The 20,462-nt window shown below is 69.8% G+C and carries 25 protein-coding genes; 17 read left to right on the plus strand and 8 right to left on the minus strand.

Annotated elements, in window-relative coordinates:
- Positions 1-74 precede the first annotated feature (74 nt).
- Entirely contained in the window at positions 75-779 is a 705-nt protein-coding gene (locus AB0L25_RS38340) for a hypothetical protein (RefSeq protein ID WP_500178220.1), read from the minus strand.
- Positions 779-2,080 carry a phenylacetate--CoA ligase family protein gene (locus AB0L25_RS38345; RefSeq protein ID WP_500178222.1) on the minus strand — a complete coding sequence of 434 codons (1,302 nt, stop codon included), beginning with the start codon at positions 2,078-2,080 and terminating at the stop codon, positions 779-781. Before AB0L25_RS38345 ends, AB0L25_RS38340 begins: the two co-directional genes overlap by 1 nt.
- Before the next feature lie 903 nt (positions 2,081-2,983).
- On the opposite strand from AB0L25_RS38345, the gene AB0L25_RS38350 reads away from it, so the two are divergent.
- Both AB0L25_RS38350 and AB0L25_RS38355 read left to right on the plus strand, forming a co-directional pair.
- On the plus strand, positions 2,984-3,742 hold the full coding sequence (locus tag AB0L25_RS38350; protein ID WP_500178224.1) for an SDR family NAD(P)-dependent oxidoreductase: 759 nt from the start codon (positions 2,984-2,986) through the stop codon (positions 3,740-3,742).
- Between the two features lie 586 nt (positions 3,743-4,328).
- Positions 4,329-4,781 (plus strand): hypothetical protein, encoded by a 453-nt coding sequence (locus AB0L25_RS38355; RefSeq protein ID WP_500178226.1) that lies wholly within the window; start codon positions 4,329-4,331, stop codon positions 4,779-4,781.
- A 104-nt stretch (positions 4,782-4,885) separates the two neighbouring features.
- Here the strand turns inward: AB0L25_RS38355 and AB0L25_RS38360 are convergent, their stop codons facing one another.
- The gene (locus AB0L25_RS38360) at positions 4,886-5,086 is read right to left on the minus strand and encodes a DUF6879 family protein (protein WP_500178227.1); all 201 of its coding nucleotides are present in this window, start codon (positions 5,084-5,086) and stop codon (positions 4,886-4,888) included.
- A 258-nt stretch (positions 5,087-5,344) separates the two neighbouring features.
- Between AB0L25_RS38360 and AB0L25_RS38365 the strand changes: the two genes are divergently transcribed.
- Positions 5,345-5,503, plus strand: a complete 159-nt coding sequence (locus AB0L25_RS38365) for a hypothetical protein (protein WP_500178229.1) — start codon at positions 5,345-5,347, stop codon at positions 5,501-5,503.
- Between the two features lie 172 nt (positions 5,504-5,675).
- Here AB0L25_RS38365 and AB0L25_RS38370 read toward each other — a convergent pair whose 3' ends face one another.
- Positions 5,676-6,035: a MerR family transcriptional regulator gene (locus tag AB0L25_RS38370; RefSeq protein ID WP_500178230.1), complete on the minus strand. Its 360-nt coding sequence runs from the start codon at positions 6,033-6,035 to the stop codon at positions 5,676-5,678.
- Between the two features lie 132 nt (positions 6,036-6,167).
- On the opposite strand from AB0L25_RS38370, the gene AB0L25_RS38375 reads away from it, so the two are divergent.
- The 10 genes from AB0L25_RS38375 to AB0L25_RS38420 all read left to right on the plus strand — a co-directional run bounded on the left by AB0L25_RS38375 (position 6,168) and on the right by AB0L25_RS38420 (position 15,209).
- Positions 6,168-6,878: a nitroreductase gene (locus AB0L25_RS38375; RefSeq protein WP_500178232.1), complete on the plus strand. Its 711-nt coding sequence runs from the start codon at positions 6,168-6,170 to the stop codon at positions 6,876-6,878.
- A gap of 336 nt (positions 6,879-7,214) precedes the next feature.
- Positions 7,215-7,955: an NADPH-dependent F420 reductase gene (locus AB0L25_RS38380; RefSeq protein ID WP_500178234.1), complete on the plus strand. Its 741-nt coding sequence runs from the start codon at positions 7,215-7,217 to the stop codon at positions 7,953-7,955.
- Between the two features lie 35 nt (positions 7,956-7,990).
- A complete protein-coding gene (locus tag AB0L25_RS38385; protein ID WP_500178236.1) occupies positions 7,991-8,989 on the plus strand; it encodes an NADPH:quinone oxidoreductase family protein in 999 nt (332 codons plus the stop codon).
- 369 nt (positions 8,990-9,358) lie between these two features.
- On the plus strand, positions 9,359-9,736 hold the full coding sequence (locus tag AB0L25_RS38390; protein ID WP_500178237.1) for a site-specific integrase: 378 nt from the start codon (positions 9,359-9,361) through the stop codon (positions 9,734-9,736).
- A 114-nt stretch (positions 9,737-9,850) separates the two neighbouring features.
- The gene (locus tag AB0L25_RS38395) at positions 9,851-10,456 is read left to right on the plus strand and encodes a TetR/AcrR family transcriptional regulator (RefSeq protein ID WP_500178238.1); all 606 of its coding nucleotides are present in this window, start codon (positions 9,851-9,853) and stop codon (positions 10,454-10,456) included.
- A 38-nt stretch (positions 10,457-10,494) separates the two neighbouring features.
- The gene (locus tag AB0L25_RS38400; protein WP_500178240.1) at positions 10,495-11,469 is read left to right on the plus strand and encodes an ABC transporter substrate-binding protein; all 975 of its coding nucleotides are present in this window, start codon (positions 10,495-10,497) and stop codon (positions 11,467-11,469) included.
- 8 nt (positions 11,470-11,477) lie between these two features.
- Positions 11,478-12,503 carry an iron chelate uptake ABC transporter family permease subunit gene (locus AB0L25_RS38405; protein WP_500178242.1) on the plus strand — a complete coding sequence of 342 codons (1,026 nt, stop codon included), beginning with the start codon at positions 11,478-11,480 and terminating at the stop codon, positions 12,501-12,503.
- Positions 12,500-13,555 carry a FecCD family ABC transporter permease gene (locus AB0L25_RS38410; RefSeq protein WP_500178243.1) on the plus strand — a complete coding sequence of 352 codons (1,056 nt, stop codon included), beginning with the start codon at positions 12,500-12,502 and terminating at the stop codon, positions 13,553-13,555. The genes AB0L25_RS38405 and AB0L25_RS38410 overlap by 4 nt, the downstream gene beginning before the upstream one ends.
- Positions 13,552-14,379: an ABC transporter ATP-binding protein gene (locus AB0L25_RS38415; RefSeq protein WP_500178245.1), complete on the plus strand. Its 828-nt coding sequence runs from the start codon at positions 13,552-13,554 to the stop codon at positions 14,377-14,379. Before AB0L25_RS38410 ends, AB0L25_RS38415 begins: the two co-directional genes overlap by 4 nt.
- On the plus strand, positions 14,376-15,209 hold the full coding sequence (locus AB0L25_RS38420; RefSeq protein WP_500178247.1) for a siderophore-interacting protein: 834 nt from the start codon (positions 14,376-14,378) through the stop codon (positions 15,207-15,209). The genes AB0L25_RS38415 and AB0L25_RS38420 overlap by 4 nt, the downstream gene beginning before the upstream one ends.
- A gap of 510 nt (positions 15,210-15,719) precedes the next feature.
- Here the strand turns inward: AB0L25_RS38420 and AB0L25_RS38425 are convergent.
- The 4 genes from AB0L25_RS38425 to AB0L25_RS38440 form a co-directional block, all read right to left on the minus strand.
- A complete protein-coding gene (locus tag AB0L25_RS38425) occupies positions 15,720-15,974 on the minus strand; it encodes a helix-turn-helix domain-containing protein (RefSeq protein ID WP_500178249.1) in 255 nt (84 codons plus the stop codon).
- Positions 15,975-16,063: 89 nt separating this feature from the next.
- Positions 16,064-16,915, minus strand: coding sequence for an adenine nucleotide alpha hydrolase family protein (locus tag AB0L25_RS38430; RefSeq protein ID WP_500178250.1), 852 nt, complete (start codon positions 16,913-16,915; stop codon positions 16,064-16,066).
- A gap of 14 nt (positions 16,916-16,929) precedes the next feature.
- Positions 16,930-17,892 (minus strand): C40 family peptidase, encoded by a 963-nt coding sequence (locus tag AB0L25_RS38435; RefSeq protein ID WP_500178252.1) that lies wholly within the window; start codon positions 17,890-17,892, stop codon positions 16,930-16,932.
- A gap of 21 nt (positions 17,893-17,913) precedes the next feature.
- Positions 17,914-18,210 (minus strand): helix-turn-helix domain-containing protein, encoded by a 297-nt coding sequence (locus AB0L25_RS38440; protein WP_500178253.1) that lies wholly within the window; start codon positions 18,208-18,210, stop codon positions 17,914-17,916.
- 171 nt (positions 18,211-18,381) lie between these two features.
- On the opposite strand from AB0L25_RS38440, the gene AB0L25_RS38445 reads away from it, so the two are divergent.
- From AB0L25_RS38445 to AB0L25_RS38460, 4 genes are all read left to right on the plus strand, one after another.
- A complete protein-coding gene (locus tag AB0L25_RS38445) occupies positions 18,382-18,879 on the plus strand; it encodes a hypothetical protein (protein WP_500178255.1) in 498 nt (165 codons plus the stop codon).
- A complete protein-coding gene (locus AB0L25_RS38450; protein ID WP_500178257.1) occupies positions 18,876-19,160 on the plus strand; it encodes a hypothetical protein in 285 nt (94 codons plus the stop codon). Before AB0L25_RS38445 ends, AB0L25_RS38450 begins: the two co-directional genes overlap by 4 nt.
- Positions 19,161-19,168: 8 nt before the next feature.
- The gene (locus AB0L25_RS38455) at positions 19,169-19,867 is read left to right on the plus strand and encodes a DUF8175 domain-containg protein (protein ID WP_500178259.1); all 699 of its coding nucleotides are present in this window, start codon (positions 19,169-19,171) and stop codon (positions 19,865-19,867) included.
- On the plus strand, positions 19,867-20,462 hold a 596-nt coding region (locus AB0L25_RS38460; protein ID WP_500178261.1), incomplete at its 3' end, for a hypothetical protein. The genes AB0L25_RS38455 and AB0L25_RS38460, both read left to right, overlap by 1 nt.

The following is a 20,462-nucleotide window of genomic DNA, read 5'->3' on the forward strand; positions in this document are numbered from 1 at the left end:
CCCGGAACGACCGGCCCTGGACGGTGTCTCCACACCGCCCAGGGCTCTTCGTGCCGGTCCCGCTCGGGCTCTGCTCAGAGGAAGATCACGCGGGGGTCGGCACTGCCGCAGGCGCACCGATCGGCGAGCACTCTCCCCACCGTGTCGAGGACGATCTCGCCCTTGCCGGTGGCGCGCTTCTCCGAAGCCGCGGACACGGCAAGGACACCGTCCCGCTCCAACACGTTCCATTCCGCACCGTTGACATGGGCGCCCGAGCGCTCGGCGCACTCGACGGCCAGCGCCGGCCCCAGCGGAGCGACGATCCCAGCCGGTACACCGGCCGCACGCAGCCGCTTCGCCGCTCCGGGCCTGGCCAGGATCACCGGGGTGTCGCGGAAGAAATCACCGATCATGACCTGACCGCTCAGCGCCTCAACGGTCTCGCCGGAAAGACCCACCAGCGCGCGCAGATCCAGCTCGCGATGAAACAGTTGAGTGCGGACCTGATCCCACCCCATGGCCTCCGCCGTCCCGTAGACGACCCCGAGACCGCGCAGCGCCTCGATGACCGGCTGGAACCAGGGCCCCTCGTACGCCAGGAAGCTCAGTAGCGCATGGTGACCACGGTCCAGCCCCAGGGCCTGCAGCCGCTCCTGCGCCCAGGCGGCGTCTCGGGCCAGATCATCCCAGGTCACCTCGTACTCGGCGGCCCCCTTCGCCGCCTTGACGGGAACGATGTAAGCGATCGCCGGGCGATCGAGCATGCCCGCACGGGCGATCGTGTCCTCGCGCACCATCAGGCCCCCACCACCCTCGGGAACTTCGCCACGCTCCGCACGGTCGACATCAGCTCCTCCTCGGTACGAAGTTCCAGGTCCGCCTCGACCCCGGTCCGCTCGCTGATGCCCGCGCGCAGACGCTCGGCGAGGTCGTCGGTGTCGGCGGTCGCCGCGGGTTCGTAGCCCACCCGCACGCACAGCCGTTCCACCTCGCGCGCCGACCGGACGATCTGGAACATGCCGGCCGCCGTCTCCGGCTCGGCCTCCACGGCGTTCCACACATCTCGCAGCATCACCGGCCGCCCCTGGACCAGGGTCTCGTCACCGAGACGGCCTGCCACCCACATACGCGCGTGCGTGCGACCGCAGGGACAGGTGCTCCTGGCCAGGCGCACCATGTCCGCACTTCGGTACCGGATGAGCGGCGCGGCCCGGTTGTCCAGGTCGGTGGCGACCAGCTCACCGAGTTCCCCGTCCACCACCGGCTCATTACGGGAGGGCTGCAGGCATTCGGCGAAGACGGTGTCCTCCCACAGGTGGAAGCCGTCGTGTTCACGGCACTCCCACGCAGTGCCGGTGTCGGCCGCACTGGTGTACTCGTACAGCTCGACGCCCCACTCGTCCTGGACTCTCTGCCGCATCCGTGGGCTGATCGGCTGCCCGGCGCACGAGGCTCCCTTCAGGGACGAGAAGATCTCCTTCAGATCGTGCTCGTGCTGCAGCCGCTCCAGTTCGACCAGCTGGGGGTACATGAGCTGGATGTACGCCGGCCGGTAACGCCGGATCGCCTCCAGGACATCCGGCATGCGGCCGAACCAGGTGTCGACCGAGACCACGACCGCACCGAGGGCGTGGTACCCGTAGTCCATGAGGTTCCGCATGATCCCCGGAGGACTCAGCACTCGGTCCCCGGGCCGCAGTCCGAGTTCCCACAGGTCCCGCACCTGAGCGGTGACCAGTGGCGGGGAGCCGTCCCATATCTCTGCGAAGAACTCCGGATCACCGGTCGTCCCAGAACTGGAAGTGATCGAGGTCAGCTCGGACGGCGCCACCTGCAGTAGCCCGCCGTAGGGGTCTCCACTACGCGCCCGGTACTCGCGCACCATGTCCTTGCTGAAGGCAGGGATGCGCTCCTGGAAGTCATGCAAGGACTTGATGTCTCGCGGGTGCACGCCATGGGAGTCCCACAACTCCCGGTAGAAGGGCGAGTTCTCGTAGGCGACGGGCACCAGCTCCAGGATCCGCCGCTCCTGTAGCCGCCGGAGCGCCTCCCGAGGCATCGTCTCCACCTCGCGCTCAAGGTATCTGTCATCCGGCATACGCCCTCCTCGTCCTGGGCTCGGGCAAGCTGACGCCGAGCGGGCCACACCGCTGCAAGGCGGCTCAGGTCATGGCCGATGGCAACGTCGCGCGGCGCGGGCAGGCCCGCCGATGTGATCTGGGCCACTGAAATCATCACCCGAATCAGATGAAACCGTCAACTAATTCAGTGAAATTTCCTCAACCGCCCGTCCACGTGCCCCTCAACACCCAGGGCCCGTGTCACGGCGAGCAGATCGGCGCCCTGGCGGACCCCAACACTCACCGCGATGGCCTCCCGCCGCCCACCGCTCGCGACCCCAAACACCGTGAGTACCGATCAACCGGTAGATCGAAAGTCGCTCGGATCCAGCGGGGCGAGGACGGCGCAGATCATCCGCCAGAACGAGCAGATACTCGCGGGGAGCCTGGACGGACCAACACCGGCCACCGACCAAAACCAGGACATCAAAGCCGGATTCGGCCACATCGTGTTGCAGGGCGCGCGAATGCCGTGGACGACCCCGGACACATTGACGTCACAGACCCCGCCGCCAGTCGCTGACCGACCGATCCAATACGCCCGCGCATGTGCACTACGACTTTCGGGCGTTAGACCTCGACACGGCGGAACTGGTCAAGGAACCGCGCGACCGGTTCTGCGACCGCTTCCGTCCGGTGAGGTCGGTCGGGACGGTCAACACGTCCACCCCGTCGCCCGCAGACGCTCACCCGCCCTGACGAGCGCACCGGGTCGACGTCGGGGGTCGCGCCCCTCATTCCGCGGGCTCCGGTGCGAGAAGCCCGGCCCCGTCCAAGTCTCCCCGGCCGCGCCGGTCGCCACGGCGACGCTCGCATCCACCGCCGACACTGCACACCAGGTCAATCTGGTCAACAAATCAAATTTATCGTACTATTTACCGATGGGAAGACTTGCGGGCAAGACGGCACTCGTCACCGGGGCGAGCCAGGGAATCGGACGAGGGATCGCGCTGGCCCTGGCGAAGGAAGGCGCTGCGGTGGCGGTCGCGGCGCGGACTGCGGCGAAGCTGGACGGCGTGGCCAGGGAGATCGAAGCAGCCGGCGCGTCCGCGCTGGCGGTTCCGTGCGACGTCGCCGACCGCACAGCCGTGCTCTCCATGGTCGACGACGTCGCCAGGACGTTCGGCGGCCTCGACGTGCTGGTCAACAACGCGCAGGGCATACCACCGAACCGGCGGCTGCAAGACGTGCTGGTGGAAGACTCGGAGCTCGCCTGGTCCACCGGCCCCATGGCGACGCTTCACTGCATGCAGGCCGCGTTCCCGCACATGTCCAAGAACGGCGGGTCGATCGTGAACTTCGGCTCCAACACAGCGGTCGAGGGGAGCCCGCTCTTCGGGGCGTATGCGATGGCCAAGGAGGGCATCCGCGGGCTGTCCAAGGTGGCCGCCCGGGAATGGGGACGCTTCGGAATCCGCGTGAACGTCGTCTGCCCGTTCGCCGATTCCCCGGCCGCCCTGACGTTCAACGAAGCGCGGCCCGACGCGGCCGCCGCCGTTCTGAAGGCCACGCCACTGGGGCGGATGGGTGACTGCGAAGACGACATCGGACGAGCGGTCGTCGCACTCGTCAGCCCCGACCTGAGCTACATCACGGGCGCCACGCTGATGGTGGACGGAGGGCTGTGCATGCTTCGCTAGCGTCCTCCGCCTGGCGACGTCGGCCGTGACACACGCACTTGGCCGTTGACAGCGCCGGTCCGAGCGTTGAGGCGGGATCGCAACCCGACATCCTCGCCCTCAGCCGTTTCGGGTGCCCGATCTCGCAACGGCATTGGTTCGTGGATACGGAGGAATCACGAACAGACACGACCAAGCGGCCATCGTCACCGGCGGTACGCACGGTATCGGCGCCGCCATCACCCGGCCCCTAACCTAGAGGTTTCACCGGACGGCGGATCGGGAGTGACCGTTCACACGAGAAAAGTGCCCCCGAGCTGGGCGGATAGGACTTGTCGAGAGTCCTGTCCGCACCAGTCCGAAAGCACTTTTCACGTGCGGACTGCAGGTCGCCACGCCAAGAAGCCGAACTCGGCCCCACGCACGTAGTGGTCGGCTACCACCCCCACTACGAAACCCTCGCCAACTGAACCCGACAGACCTTCTGCGCTGCCGGTCGCGCCCGCTACCCGGGCGCCGCCCACCGGCTTTCACCACGAGCCAGAATGGCGATCCGCTGGCGGAGACCGGCGGCTGGCCTGCCTGGCTGGAGCCGCCCTATCCCAGCGTGGACATCGGCCCGTGCCAGGCCTGCGGCCGGCCGACGAAACGTTGCTTCACCTGGTGGATGCCCAGCGAGGCGGTGACCATCTACGCGTGCGTATGGTGCGGAGCCGGCGCGCACGTCTTCCATACCGGTCCGCCCGGCCACGCCCCCGCGCCGACCCGGCCCTACCACGCCCCGCCGGACATGCGCTGGGACGAGGTCATCGGCGGGACTCCCCGGCTACGCCACGCTTCCGGGCATCGGGGCCTGACCCTGTGCGGGATGGCCGCCGCCGACTTCACCAGCAACGATGTGCTGTGGACGCCCGATCAGGCCGACGCCTGCACCGCATGCCGGACGGCTGCCGATGAGATCGACGCGCGCTGGCCCACCGACCGGCGCGCCGGAGAAACCGTCCTGCTCGTCTGCCCCTGCCCAGCCTGCCAACGCTCCAGGACCGGGGCAGAAAGGTGAGCAAGGTCGTTCTGCTGCGTCCGGCCGCCGACATCGACGCGCCCGCCGCCGACGGGCTGGCCCCTGAGCACCGGCACCTGGACTTGCGCACACGGGCTGGAGTGTCAGGACAAGGTGTAGTCGGCGTGCGGGATGACCCGCTCCCACAGCATCTCGAAGGTGCCCACGACGGGGATGATCACGCGCGGGTCGGTGACGTGCTCGTAGACGTCCAGGCCCCGCCCTTCACCGGCGGTGAAGCTGTAGCGGATGACACGCTGATCGAACATGAAGTAGTCGGCGACCGGGGCCAAGCACTCGCCCATCAGCGCCGACGAAGCCGTCGTCTGGCACCCGGCGAACATGAGCAAGTACGTCCTGGAGGCCCTCACCGGCACCTACGAAACCGGCAGGCAGTAAGCGCGCAGGTTCGCAGAATCCTGGGCGCTGTCCATCACGAACCTGCCTGCGGACCACTTCTTTGGGGACGGTAGCGCTCAGGTTCGACCGAAGTCGCCCAACGGAAGTGGCGATGGTGGTCGATCGCACCGACGCTGGCTTGCCTTGACCAGCTTCCTTGAGCGATGGCAACAATCAAGGACATCGCCGCCCACGCCGCGCTCACTGGCGGGTCGTGGAAGCGCCCGATCTTTGCGGGCCCCGGCCTGGAGGAGGGGCGGATCGACAAGGCGGCGTTCATCATGTGCATGATCGAGCACCTGCACCGGGCTCTCAGGATTTGACCACATCAACTTCCTGGGCTCCTACGCCTTCCCCCAACCCGACGCCTACGAGGGCCTGCGCCTCCTGCGCGACCCTGTCGACGCCCCCAGTGAGGAGCTCCCGTGCCCAACGAGAGCCGGCCGAGGGCCCGCTGCGGGACGGCTGTGGTGGGCCGACACCCCTGCGATGGCGTCAGGTGTCGCGCATGGCTTTTCGGGTGGCCTCGACCATGCTGTTCAGGGTCCGGCGTGTGCGGGCGAGTTCCTCGGCCTGGGCGTCGATGCGGGCGAGTTCAGCGGTGAGTTGGCGCAGCACCTGAGGCGGGCAGCGCTGCCCAGAGGGCACGACGTGCGGCAGCAGCTCGGCGATGGTCCTGCTGTTCATGCCCACGGCGAAGAGCTGACGGATCAGCAGTACACGCTCCACGGCCGCCTCGTCGTAGTGGCGCTGTCCGCTGGCGCTGCGCTGGCTGGAGAGCATGCCCTGCTTTTCGTAGTAGCGCAGGGAGCGCACGCTGGCTCCGGTCCGCTCGGCCAGTTCCCCGATCCGCACGGGCGGCCTCCGTTCCGATTTGCCCCTGACACCGGTGTCAGGTCCTAGTGTAGCCGCGCGACCACCACGAACCCTTTTGGCCTGGCGTTGCGTGGTGTGCGAGTGAGACGACCCCGCTTGAGAGGAACCGTTGTGCCCGCCAGTCCCCGCTCCTTCACCGACATCGTGCGCTCACGGCGCTCGGTCCGGGGCTTCCTGCCCGACCCGGTGCCCGCGGCCGACATCCGTGCGGTGCTCCAGGACGCCCAGCGGGCGCCCTCCAACTGCAACACCCAGCCCTGGCAGGTGCACATCGTCTCCGGGGAGCGCCGCGAGGCCCTGAGCGCCCAACTGCTGGAAGCCGACCGGGCCGGCCGTACCTCTCCTGATTTCAGCTTCGACTACGCCGACTTTGGCGAGGGCACCTACCTCCAGCGCGCCCAGGAACAGGGCGCGGCCTTCTACCAGTCCCTGGGGGTGGAGCGCTCCGACACCGAAGGACGCCGCAGAGCCGCGTTGCGCAACCTGGAGTTCTTCGGCGCTCCCCACGTGGCGCTGCTGTTCCTGCCCCGGTTCGGTGACGGGGTGCGGGTGGCCGCTGACGTGGGCATGTACGCGCAGACCTTCCTGCTCGCCCTGGAGGCGCGAGGTCTGGCGGGGATCCCGCAGACGATGCTGGGCTTTTACGCCGACACCGTGCGCGAGTCCCTGGACGTCGAGGCGCAGATGAAGCTGTTGTTCGGCATCTCCTTCGGATCGGCCGACCCGCAGGGGCCTTCGAGCGAATACCGGATGGGACGGGTGCCGCTGGCCGAGAGCGTCAGGGTGCACGACACCCCCGACGTCCTCGAACAGGCCCGATAGGAAAATGCGGGGTCTCCTCGTGAACGTTCGGTGGGAGGGGTAGGACCTCTTCATCGCGTCCGGCCCTGTGACCTGGGTCCAGGGCATCGGCGCCACCCGCGCGCATTCGGCGAAAGCGGATACCGCGAGCAGGACGTCCAGAACAACACGTAGAACACGTAGACCACGTAGACCACCGGCCACCGGCCATGCCCCGGACGGGCTTCCGGAGAGCCGTGGGAAGGGCGCCGCGACCGGCCCTTTCCCGACATGCGGTCCGTCCGGCCCGTATACCCACCGCCATCACATCTCGTCCTCCCAATCCGGGGAGAGGCGCAACTACACAAGGAACGAATCATGAGAATTGGCATTCTCGGCTCAGGCGCAATCGGAGCGCACCTGGCGCGCGTCTTCAGCGCGGGCGGGCACGAGGTCGCCGTGGCCAATTCCCGGAACCCGGAGACGATCGACGCGACCGTGCCGGAATTCGGAGCGCGGGCGGCGACCGCTGCCGACGCCGTCCAGGACAAGGACGTCGTAATCCTGTCCGTCCCCTTCTTTAAAGTTCCGGAGGTGGCCGGCCTCTTCGCCTCCCTGCCCAGCGAGACCGTCGTCATCGACACCACCAACTACGTCCCGTTCAAGGACTGGGACGTTCCCATCGAGGGGGTGGGACAGGGCCAGGTGGAGAGCCTGTGGGTGGCCGAGCAACTGGGCCGGCCCGTGGCCAAGGCGTGGAACGCCGTCCTGGAAGACACCCTGAAGACCAAGGGCGTTCCGGCGGGGACCCCGGGCCGGATCGCGCTTCCGGTCGCGGCCGACTCCGAGGAGGAGCGGCGCGTGGCCATGCGCCTGGTGGACGAGAGCGGCTTCGACCCCTTCGACGCGGGGAAGCTGGCCGACTCCTGGCGCCAGCAGCCGGCGACGCCCGCATACTGCACCGAGCTGAGCCTGGACGAGCTTGGGCCGGCCCTGCGGGCGGCCGACCGGGAGAAGACCCCGGCCATCCGTGCCCGCGTCCTGGAGCGCGTTGCCGCCTTCACCTCCCCGCCCACCCGGGAGGACATCGTGGAACTCCACCGCTCCTTCCACCGCTGACACCACCGACAAACCCGTCCTTAAGGAACGCCTTCATGAAACGCTGGCAGGCAGACGAATTCGGCGTGCCGAACACCGTCCTGGAAAAGGTGGAGGTCCCCCTTCCCGAGCCCGGTCCGAACGAGGCCCGCGTGCGCGTTCTGGCTGCCAGCGTCGGGCTTCCCGACCTGATGATGGTCCAGGGCCGCTATCCGCTGGTTTCTTCGCTCCCGGTCTCCCCCGGGCAGGAGATCGTGGGCATCGTGGAACAGCCCGGCCCCGGATACCCCTTCTCCGTGGGCACCCGGATCATGGGCAACAGCCGTGCCGACGTGGCGATCGGCGGGCTCGCCGAACACACGCTCAGTCCAGCCCTGGGAGCGATGCCGGCCCCCGCGGAGCTCACCGACGCGCAGGCCGCCGGTTTCCCCGGCTCGTACCACGTCGCCCACATCGGCCTCGTGCACCGGGCCGCCCTGCAGGAGGGTGAGACCCTCCTGGTCCTGGGCGGCTCGGGGCGCACGGGATCGGCCGCCATCCAACTCGGCAAAGCCCTGGGCGCCACCGTCATCGCCACCGCCCGCAACGAGGAGAAGGCGCGCTTTTGCCGGCTCCAGGGCGCCGACCACGTCATCGACCTCAGTGAGCAGGACCTCGCCGAGACGGTGCTGGAACTCGGCGGCGGCCATGGCGCCGACGTCATCTACGACACGGTCGGCGGTGAGGCGTACGAGCAGGCCACCCGGGCCGTCAACCGCGGGGGACGCGTTCTCCTGGTCGGCTTCGCCAGCGGGGAATGGGGGCAGCCCGACCCTCAGAGCATCCTCTTCAACGACTACTCCGTCAGCGGAGCCCTTTCCCTCTTCCGCTCGGAGGCGGAACGCGACCTCACCCGCGAGGCCCTTTCCGCCTTCCTGCGCGACGGATCGATCACCCCGCCCGTGACCGAGCACTACGCCTTCGACGACGTTCCTGCCGCCATCGCCAGCCGCAGCGGAGGCTCCGTCGGTCAGGCCGTCGTCACCATCGCCCGCGAGACCGTCCTGGAGCTCTGAGAGGGCGCGAACCAAGCAAGCCCGGAAGGGGCAAGGGGGCGGCCGAGCTGGAACCCATGGTCTCACCCCAGGCGGCACCTTACTTCCGGAAATGAGCACTCCCGGAAGCAGACTGGCCAGGTGACTTCTGGAAACACACGCACGGGGCGGCCGCGCCGAAGCGTGGGCGCTGCCCGGCGACTTGGACGCCGAACGCGAGGCCTTCACCGAGAGGCCGGCCTCGACGACCGACCTGGGCGCGGCCACGTGCGACAAGTACCGGCGCAACGTCGGCTACTTCCTGCTCTGGCTCGCTGAGGCGCGCGAGGCCGGCGCCCTGGACGGCGACCCGCTCACCGACCCGGATGCCCGGGACTGGGCGGTGCGCGCGTGTCGGCGGCCACCATCAACAACCGCCTGGCCGCCGTGGACGCGTTCTTCGCCCTGCGCGGCTCCGGGCGCCCGGCAGTGGTGCGTGAGCACCCGGCCCACCCCTCCGTGCCCCGGGTGATCTGCCACCTGGCCTACTACGCCGGCCTGCGTGTGGCGGAGATCGTGTCCTGGAGGTGGCCGACGTGCGCCTGTCCGAGGAAGGGAAGCGTGCGGGTGCGCGGCAAGGGGCGGTTGGGCGGCAAGGACCGCACCGTGCCCCTGCGCGGCCAAGCCCGAGCCTCGATCGAGGACCTCCTGGACACGCTCGGCCGGCCCACCGCGGGACCGCTGGTCCGCAACCGCGACAGCGGGGCGCCCACCGCATACCACGCGTGATCCCGCGCCCGGCCAGGGCCGCTTGGATACTGTGACGCCATGCGCTCCCATGGCACGAGGTCGACCGGCACGAGGGCAACGACGCCGCGGCTGGGACGCCCACCGCTGACCACCGTGGAAGACATCCTCGACGCCGCCGAGCGGGTGGGACTGGACCGGCTGACCCGGGCCGGAGTGGCGCGCGAGCTGGGGGTGTCGGACGCGACGATCCGCCATCACGTGGAGTCGATCGACCGGCTGTACGCGCTGGCGTGCGCCCGCGTCTTCGGCCGTCTGGAAGTCGACGCGCCCGCAGAACGAACCTGGCAGGGGTATCTGCGGGTGATCGCGGAGCGGTTCACCGCGTTGTTGAAGCAGAGCCCCGGAGTGGAGGACTACGTGCTGCGCGGCCCGTACGAGCGCGCCACGCTGGGGGTGTTCGAGCAGATCATGGACGAGCTGATGAGCCGCGATCCCCGGCTGGATCGACGGGCGGCGCATCTGCTGGGTTCTCGCCTGCTGACGCTGACGGCCGCTCTGCGTCCCCCGCGTCGGAATCGGTACCCGAACGCGGAGTACCCGCACACCGACATCTACGACGGCAAGGCCGCGTGGACGATCGAGGCGTTCCTCCTCGGGGCCGACATGCTCATCGCCGCCGGGGACCTGCCGCACGCCGTCCCGACGCCGGACGCGGAATGGACGCATCTAGACGACCCGAGCACCGGCCCCGGCACCTAATTTAGGGTAGCCTCACTTATTATTGCTAGGGTGGCAATATGTCGCTCATCCTGCGCATGCGCCCCCTCGCGTTCCTGGCCGCCGCCGTCCTCGGCCTCACCGCTTCGGCGGGTTGTTCGGCGGCCGCCGATCCGCACGACGGCGGCGAGGCACCGACTTCGGCGGGCTACCCCGTCACGGTCACGACCGGAACCGGCGAGACGACCCTCACCGAGCGTCCCGAGCGCGTCGTCACCCTGGGCAACCCCGCTTTCGAGAACGTCATCGCTCTGGGCATCGACCCCGTCGGCGCCGGCGTGAACAACATCGAGAACCTGCCGTACCTCGCTGAGCACGACGACCATGCCGCAATCGACGCCACCCTGGCGGACCCGTACGCGAACGAGATCGACTACGAGGGCGTCCTCGCGTTGAAGCCCGATCTCATCGTCGCGCCCGCGTGGCCTCAGTTCACCGACGAGGCGGTCGTCGCCAAGCTCGAGCAGGTCGCCCCGACCCTGGTGTTCGACATGCAGGACGCCGGCGCCGACTGGCGGGCCGGCATCCGCCAGGTCGCGAAGGCGGTCGCCAAGGTCGATGAGGGCGAACGCCTGATCACCGCCGCCGTCACGGCGTTCGAGGAGGTGGGAGCGAAGCATCCGCGGCTCACGCGGAGGCCGTACTCCTTCGGCCTCTATTACAACTCCGAGATCACGCTCGCCTCCGCGGGCAATGTCCTGCGCCTGTTCGGCATGCGGCCGGCGGCCGATCAGCGCGCGGTCGAAGAGGGGAGCGAAAAGGCGGTGTACTCGGGCGAGACCGTCGGCGATGTCGAGGGCGAGGTGGTGCTGCTGATGCCGTCGCCGCGTGAATCGGCCGCCACGCTGGAGGCGTCGCCCGCGTGGGCGACCAACCTGTCCGAGCGGGTGGTGTGGCTCAGCGACCCGCAGGGCGAGGCGATCAACAACGCCGGTGTCCTCGGGAAGACCTGGGTTCCCGGGGACCTCGACGCTCTCTTCGGCTCCCTCGGCTGACCGGAGTGGTGGCTGCACTCGACGACGGGGACGGCCCCGTCCGGCTGCGACGCGGCGCCGCGCTCGTCCTGTCCTCGCTGGCGCTGTGTCTTCTCGTCGTTCTGAGCGTGTGCGTCGGCGCGCGGGGCATCGCGCCGGGCGTCGTCTGGGACGCCCTGCGCGGCGTGGGATCGGGCGAGGAGTACGGGATGGTACGGGATCTCCGGATCCCGCGGACCGTCGCAGGGGTCTTGGTCGGCGTCGGCCTGGGCGTCGCGGGAGCGCTCATCCAGTCGTTGACCCGCAATCCGCTGGCCGACCCCGGACTGCTCGGCGTCAACGCGGGCGCCGCGCTGGCGGTCACGATCGCCGTCGGCGCCTTCGGCCTGACGGGACCGGACGCGTACGTGTGGTTCGCGCTGGCGGGTGCCGGACTGGTCGCCACGGCGGTGTACCTCATCGGATCGGCGGGTCGAAGCGGTACGGACCCGGTCCGTCTCGTCCTGGCGGGAGTCGCGCTCGCCGCGGTCCTCGGCGGCGCCGTCTCGGCGATCACGCTGCTGAACCCGGACGCGTTCGATCAGATGCGCGCGTGGAACGCGGGAACGCTCACCGGGCACGACGGCGCCGTCCTCGTGGCCGCGGCGCCGTTCCTCGTCGTCGGCGGCGTCATCGCGGTGCTGGTCGGGCCGTCCTTGAACGCCCTTGCCCTCGGTGCAGACACGGCCTCCGGGCTCGGCGCGCCGGTGAAGGTCACGCGTACCCTCTCGGTCACGGCGATCACGCTGCTCGCGGGAGCCGCGACCGCCATCGCCGGCCCGATCGTGTTCGTGGGGCTAATGGTTCCGCACCTCGCCCGCCGGCCCGCCGGCGGCGACCAGCGATGGGTCCTGGCGCTCAGCGGCGTGCTCGGCCCGTCGCTGTTGCTGGTGGCCGACATCGTGGGACGGCTGCTGATGCGGCCCGCGGAGATCCCCGTCGGGATCGTGACCGCCGTCATCGGTGGGCCGATGTTGATGATGTTGGCCCGCCGGAGAAGGACGGCCGCGTGGTGAGCACGCTCGCGTCTCTTCTCTCGCCGCGCCGTGCCGCCGGTCCGGCCCACACGAAACGATGGGCGCCGCCGCGCCGCGCGATCGCGGTGTGCGCGCTGCTGTCGATCGTCGTGTCGGCGGTCTGCGTCGTCGCGCTCGGGACCGGCGATATCGCCCTGTCTCCCACCGAGGTGGTCTCCGCGCTCCTCGGCGGTGGTGAACGCACCGATCGGATCGTGGTGCTCGAGTGGCGCCTGCCGCGCGTCCTCGCCGCCGTCGCGTTCGGTGCGGCGCTCGCGGTCGGCGGCGCGGTGTTCCAGTCGCTGACCCGCAACCCGCTGGCCGGTCCCGACATCCTCGGGCTTTCCGCCGGCTCCCACACCGGCGCGCTCATCGTCATCATCGTCCTCGCCGGCGGATACGCCGAGGTCGCCGCCGGCGCGCTGCTCGGCGGATTGCTGACCGCCGCGCTCGTCTACATGTTCAGTCTCCGTGCGGGACTGCAGGGATTCCGGCTCATCGTCGTCGGCGTCTCCCTTGCCGCGACGCTCAGCGCGATCAACACCTGGATGCTGCTGCGCGCCGAACTCGACGTCGCCATGACCGCCGCCGCCTGGGGCGCGGGATCGCTCGGCACCGTCGCCTGGCGGCAGGTCGTGCCCGCGGTCGTCGCCATCGCGGTTCTCCTGGCCGCGCTGCGACTCCTCATCCCGCTCCTGCGCCACCTCGAACTCGGCGACGACGCCGCCCGCGCGCTCGGGCTGCCGGTCGAGCGCGCCAAACTGGCGCTCGTCGCCGTGGGGGTCGCCCTCATCGCCGTCGTCACCGCCGCGGCCGGCCCGATCGCGTTCGTGGCCCTCGCGGCGCCCCATATCGCACGCCTGCTGCTGCGCGGCCCTGCACTCCAGATGACGGCCACCGCGCTCACCGGCTCGCTGATGCTCACGATCGCCGACCACGTCGCCCAGCACGCCCTGCCCACCCCGCTGCCCGCCGGCATCGCCACGGTCGTCATCGGCGGCGGATACCTGGTGTGGCTCCTTCTCCACGAGACCCGGAGAACACGCTCATGACCACCGCCCGCGGACGCCTCACCGTCGACGACGTGACCCTCGCCTACGAGCGCCGCATCGTCTCGCACGGCCTCAGCCTCACCATCCCCGATGGGTCGTTCACCGTCATCGTCGGCCCCAACGGGTGCGGCAAATCCACGCTCCTGCGCGCCATCGCACGTCTCATGGCCCCCACCGGCGGCGCCGTCCTCCTGGACGGCCGGACGGTGCGGTCCTACCCATCGAAAGCGCTCGCGCGCACCATCGGTTTCCTCCCGCAGTCCGCGACCGCACCCGACGGCGTCACCGTCGCCGACCTCGTCGCCCGCGGACGCTACCCCCATCAAGGCCCGCTGCACCGGTGGAACGGCGACGACGAGGACGCGCTCCGGAAGGCGATGATCTCGACCCGCACCGATGAACTCGCGGACCGGCCCGTCGACGAGCTCTCCGGAGGGCAACGGCAACGGGTCTGGATCGCGATGGCACTCGCCCAGGAGACCCCGATCCTGCTGCTGGACGAGCCCACCACCTTCCTCGACATCGCGTTCCAGCTCGACGTCCTCGACCTTCTGCAGGATCTCCACGAGCAGGGCCGCACCCTGGTCGCCGTGCTCCACGACCCCGCGCAGGCGGCCCGATACGCCACCCATCTCATCGCCATGGCAAGCGGTGACGTCATCGCCGAGGGCCCCCCACGAGACGTCATCACCACCGAGCTCATCGAGCGCGTCTTCGGGATCGGCAGCACGATCATCGCCGACCCCGTCACCGGCGCACCGATCGTCATCCCCCGCAGCCGCCGCGACCTCCGCACGCCGTCCACAGAAGGGCCACGGTCATGAACGACAAAGGGTACGAACTCGGCAACGGAATGGTGATGACGCTCGCCCGCATCACCAGCGTCTCTCCCCGCCCCGACAATTTTCTGCGTTTCCGGATCCAGGCACCGCTCATCACGAGGATGCGGCCCCGAGGCCTCGCCCCCGTTTTCAAGATCTTCACCGCGCGGAACGCCGGCGCCCCCGTCACCCTCCCGACCTTCGACGAGCACCGGCTCGCGGTCCCGAGCTGGGAGAGCGACCCGGCGCGCCCGATCGCCCGCGCCTACACCGCGCTGGAATTCGCGCCCGGTACCGACTCCATCACCTTCGACGCCCTCGACCTGGGAGCGTCCGGGAGCTGGATCCACCGCGCGAAAGTCGGCGACACCGTCGGCGCGATCGGCTTCAAACACGAACTCGTTCTCGATGAGAACACCGAGACCCTCGTCATCATGGGCGACCGCAGCGCCCGCCCCGCGATCACGGAGATCCTCCGAGCCACGCCCGCGGACCTACGCACCACGGTCATCGACATGGACGCATCAGGGGACACGGAGAACGCGCTGCGGGCAGCCCTCGCCGAGGCCGACGAGCGCACGACCGTGTGGATCGCCGGTGAGGTGCGGCGCGTGGCCGCCGGCCGCGAGGCCGCCCTCGCCCACGGCATCACCCCCACACGCGTGCTGTCGCTGCCCTACTGGCACGAAGGGCTCGGCCGCGAGCACTACGACCGCATCCTCTACCGCCGATACGAACGCGCCGCAGCGGCCGGCTTGCCGATCTCCAACGAGGAGACGGCCGCACGAATAGAACTCACGCCCGTCAGCACCGCGGAACTGCAATCGTCCTGACCGTACGGCAGCCCGGGCCTGCGCCCCCGGTCCAACGCACTGCACGCACGGGCAGATCGGCCCGCGAGAAGGGGCGGACCGGATGGGCCGACAGTCGCGCCGTCCGTACCGGAACCATTCCGACACGGGATGCGCACGGGAAACACCAGCCCAGTTTGGCATGGCTTTGGCGCTTCCAATCCGTAGGATGTGGGTTCGAGTCCCATGCGACCCCACCACCGTTCACCAGGGCAAACGCGAGTTCGTCCCGGTTTTCCCCGCCCGGCTCGTCCCGATACGTCCCCGTGTCTGCTCGGAGTTCGCTCGTCGGTCAGGACTTGCCCTCTACTAGGCATGCTCCATCTCGCACTTTGGGGCTTGACGACCCTTAAGCCACTCACCGAAGTTGGCTAATCACTTTGGGAGACCAGCCCTTCCTCGTTGGCGAATCCCCCGCCTCGAAGCCGAGGCGACCAAGTGAGTGTCCAGGCTCGCCCGAATCCGGGTCCTAGCCGTCGAGATGCATAGAGTTCATGGCATGTCCTCGGCCGCCGCGATGTACTCGGCGAGCTGCCGATCGGTGATCCGTCGCAACCGTCCGATCTTGATGCTGCGCAACTGCTTTGTCCGGAGCAGCATGTAAACCTTGTCGCGGCCGATCTGCAGGATCTCGGCGATCTGCTCGACCGTGAACACCTGCGCGTGGGCGCTCTCGCCGACCAGACGACTCTCAGTTTCCCGAGCGGCTGCGTGCGTCGGCTCGATGCTTGAGGGATCAATGAGCACGGTGGCGCGTTCGATTGACTGGGAGGCCCTCGCCTCGCTCGGCGCCCCGCAGCGGCAGCACGGCTGCCCTCGAAAATCTGATGTAGAGGTCACGTGAAGCACCAGCCGGAGTCGCAGGTGCCGTCGTCTTCGTCGAAGGGGAGGACGTCGGTTTCGGGGGTGACGTCGTTGAGGGGTGCGTTGTGGCGGGTGAGGTAGACGGGGTCTTTGCCGAGGGCTGCGCGGCGGTTGTTGATGGTGGTTTCGAGGTGGCAGGCCTTTGTGAAGAGGTGGGGTTCGTCGCGGCGCATGTCTTGCCAGGTGGTGAGGCGGTGGAAGGGGCAGAACCAGCAGGCGGATTTGGGTGGGACGGGTAGGCCGGCGGAGCGGATGATGCGGGGGCAGTCGGCGCGACGGATGCCGAGGTCGAGTAGCGGGTAGACGATGCGTTCGTGGGGTTCGTGGCGGCGGGCGTTGGCGCGGTGGATTTCGTCGACGCTGATGCCGATGCCGATGGTGGCGGGGTTGGTGCGGGAGGCGCCGTGGGCTTTGAGCCAGCGGCCGATGACGCGGATCTTGAAGTCGGCGGTGCAGGAACGGGTGCCGGGTGCGCCGTTGGACATGCGGACGGGGATGGGGATGGAGCGGGATCCTTCGCGCATGAGGCGGCCGTAGAGGGTTTCGGTGGTGCCGTCGCGGCGGATGCGGTTGAGGGTTCGTAGGTCGATGCCGTGGGTGCGGGCGTAGGGGGTGGCGTGGTCGCGGACGTAGGCGAGGGTGGCGGGGTGTTCGGAGTCGTCGCCGACGTTGGCGAACAGGAAGGTGCGGAAGTCGATGGTGCCTTGGGCGGCCAGGACGAGGGCGGCGGTGGATTGCCAGCCGCCGCCGTAGCTGAACGCGCGGATCGGTCCGCAGGGCGGTGGGGTCTTGCGGACCGGGCGGGGGCGGTTGTCGCAAGGCATGTAGGGGCCTCCGGTCAGAGGGAGTGGGGTCCGGGGCGGGTGGCGCCGATGTATTGGTGTTCGCGGGTGGGGTTGCCGGCCCAGGTGGCGATGCGGACGACGTCGCCGGTTTGGGGTGCGTGGATCATGCGGCCGTTGCCGATGTGGATGCCGACGTGGTGGATGGTGGCGGGGTTGCCGGGGTTGGTAGCGAAGAAGACCAGGTCGCCGGACTGGAGGGCGTGGCGGGGGATGTGGGTTCCGGCGTGGTATTGGGCGGCGGCGACGCGGGGTAGGCGGATGCCGGCTTTGGCCCAGGCGTGTTGGGCGAGGCCGGAGCAGTCGAAGCCTTTGATGCCGGAGCCGTGGGCGGTGCCGTAGGTGGGGCCGGAGGGGCCGCCGCCTCCCCAGGAGTAGGGGGTGCCGAGCCATCGAAGGGCGGCGCGGACGGCGACGCCGCCGCGTCCGGTTCCGGTGGGGGTGTCGGCGTAGCGGTCGGCTTGGTGGAGGACTTTGCGGACGTACCACTCGGCGTGGTTGTAGTGCCAGATCGCGCGGCGCAGGTGCCGTCCGCCCTTGCCGGCGCCGTTGTGGCAGAGGTAGTTGGCGGCGCCGTGGATGGCATCGGCGGGGTTGTAGCGGTCTCTGTGGCCGTCGTGGTCTCCGTCGGCGCCGTAGGCGGCCCAGGTGGCCGCGAGGAACTGCATGGGTCCGCCGGCTCCGGCGTGGTTCTCTCCCGAGTGGACGCCGGGGAGGGTGGAGCGGCCGTGGTCGGTTTCGACTTTGCCGATGGCGGCCAGCACGTTCCACCCCAGCCCCGGGCAGGTTTGCGCGGCGTCCATGTACCAGCGCAGGTAGGCCGGTGGGATGTCGCTGCGGGCCAGAGCGGTGGGCGCGCCAGCGAGTGCTGAGCCTCCTGCCTGGCCCTGTCCGGCCAGGAACAGCACGAGGGCCAGCGGGAGGGTGATGGCGGCGGCGCATGCGGTGAGGATCTTCACCGCGTGGGCCGTTGGGGTCGGTCAGCCGGTGCCGGGTTCGGTGGCGCCGGTGCGGGCTTGGCGTCGGGCGCGGTAGCCGGCGCCCTTGTCGGGTTGCTGGTCGGCGGTTCGGTCATGGGTCACCCCGGGTTCGTGGTGGGGCTGCCGCAGCACCTCGCGGACCGCTTCCCAGGAGTAGCGGAAGTCCTTGCCGGTTTTGAGCGCGGGGATCTGCCCGGCGTGGGCCATCCGGCGGACGGTCTGGGGCGACAGGCCGAGCTTGGCGGCGAGTTCAGCGGTGGTGAGCACGTCGGGGTCGCGGCCGGGCTTCTCGGTCATCGCGCAGGCTCCTGGGACGGGGTCATCGTCGCCTCTCAGTGTGGTGGGTCGATGCTGCAGAAGCACGTTTGACGAGCAGAAACGTTCTTTGGTGTTGCTTGCGCTCCACCAGCTTGCCACGTACTGTGACCATCCATCAACTCTGAGCAACAGATCGGGGGTGTGTGGTCTTTGAGGTTTCGACATGCCGGGACGGGCGGCCTGCGGGCGGCTGGGGTCCTGGACGTGGTGGTGGCCGGGGCGCACGGCGGCGCCGGGACCTCGACGCTGGCGGCGCTGCTGCCCGCGGCCTGGGACATGGGCGTCGTCCGGGCGACGCCGGAGCAGGACGGGTGTCCGGTGCAGGCGAAGGGTCGCCCGGTGGTGCTGGCCGCCCGTAACACCGCGACCGCTGCGAAGGACGCGACGGCGGCGGTCGCCGTGCTGCGCCGAGGGGACCAGGGCGTGGCGGCGCTGGCGATCGTCGGCGACGGCGGCCCCGAGCCGCGGGACGCGACCGCGCGGTTCGCGCTGCTGGAGTGGCAGGTCGGCGGCGTGGTGCGGGTCCCGCACGTGCGGGCGCTGCGGCTCGTGGACGATCCGGCCGCGGTCATGCTGCCGGGCAAGGCGCGGCAGGCGTTGGACGAGCTGCGGGGTCTGGTCGCGGGTGGGCGGGGGTGGCGCCGGTGACGACGCCGACCGATCCCCCGCCGGCGCTGGAGGTGCCGGATCCGCCTCCGGCGCCGCCGCCGGGCCTGGACGCCAAGATTCAGGAGCTGCTGGCCTGGGGCAAGTGGGGCGTGATGATCTGCGGTCTGGCCGGGCTGTTCATCTGCGGTGGGCAGATGGCGATCGGGCGTAAGAACCGGTCGTCGTTCGCCGCCGACGGCGCGACCGGTGTGCCGTGGGTGCTCGGCGGGCTGAGCCTGGTCGCGGCGGCGGCGCCGATCGTCACGGTGTTCTTCACATGAGGCCGCCGGTGTCGAAACGCGCCCTGATGGCCGTGGCCGGGACGGTCGTCGGCGGCACGCTGGTGCTCGGTGCGGCCCGGTGCACGAACGAGTCCGCCCCGCCTGCGGCGCAGCGCGTTGCCCACCCGGAGCCGCAGGCCGTCCTGGTGAGCGCGCCGCCCGTCTCGTTCGCCGAAGTGGCATGGCGCGACTACCACGGCGTGCTGCTGCCCTACTCGGCCGACGGCCCCCGCCGGACGGACGACGGGCAGGGGTTCGGGTTTGCGCGGTCGCCGCGTGGGGCGCTGCTGGCGGCCGTCCACATCGTGGTGCGGGCACACGCACTGTGGGGGCCACGGGTGTTCGAACCGACGATCCGCAACCAGGTGATCGGACCGGACACCGCCGCGCTGCTCGAGGCGACGCAACGCTCCTACGAGCGGCATCGCGGCGACCGTCCTTATGGGGAGGCGCTGGGGCGGACGTACATGGTGCTGGAGGGGTTTCGGTGGCTGGGCTATTCACCTGGGTCTGCGACGCTGGACCTGGTGACGGCCGGTCCCGGGGACAGTGACGTCACGGTCCGCGCGGCGACCCGGGTGCAGGTGCGGTGGGAGAACGGCGATTGGCGTGTCGTGGCCCCGCCGGGCGGGGCCTGGCACGGGTCGGCCGTGTCGATCGCCTCGGCCGAGGGGTACGTTCGGTTCCCGCGCGGGGGTGGCGGGTGATGGCGCCGCTGGATCCCTGCTCGCCGGTGCTCGAGCCGAGTTGCGTGCAGCCGGCCGACGATGACGGCCGTTCGTTCGGCCCGCCGATGCCCGACCTTCCGGCCGCGATCGGCGGCGACATGTTGCAGGCCACCGCCGATGGGTTCGAGTCGGCGGTGGGGTGGTTGATCTCCAACTCCGCCTCCTGGTGGGTCGAGACCCCGTCACCGAACCTGGAAGACGAGCCGGCGATCGGTTTCCTGCAGACGCTCGTCCAGCCGCTGACGGTCTTCGTCGCGCTGGCGGCACTGCTGGTCGTCGCAGGAAAGATGGCGCTGTCGCGCAAGGCGGCGCCGTTGATCGGTGCCGGGCAAGGCGTGGTCGTCCTGGTCACGGTGACCGTCATCGGCACGCTGCTCCCGAATCAGCTGCTGCAGCTGGGGGACCTGTGGTCGGACTGGGCGCTGACGGCCTCGTCGCAGGGCGACTTCGCCGCGCGGATGGCCAAGATCGTGGCGCTGCCGTCGGGGACACCGGCGGCGCTGGTGATCGTGCTGTGCCTGGTCGCCATGTTCATCGGCATCATCCAGGCTCTCCTGCTGCTGTTCCGCGGTGC

Origin of the sequence: Spirillospora sp. NPDC052242, assembly GCF_040679555.1 — a bacterium.
In the GTDB taxonomy this organism is placed as follows: domain Bacteria; phylum Actinomycetota; class Actinomycetes; order Streptosporangiales; family Streptosporangiaceae; genus Spirillospora.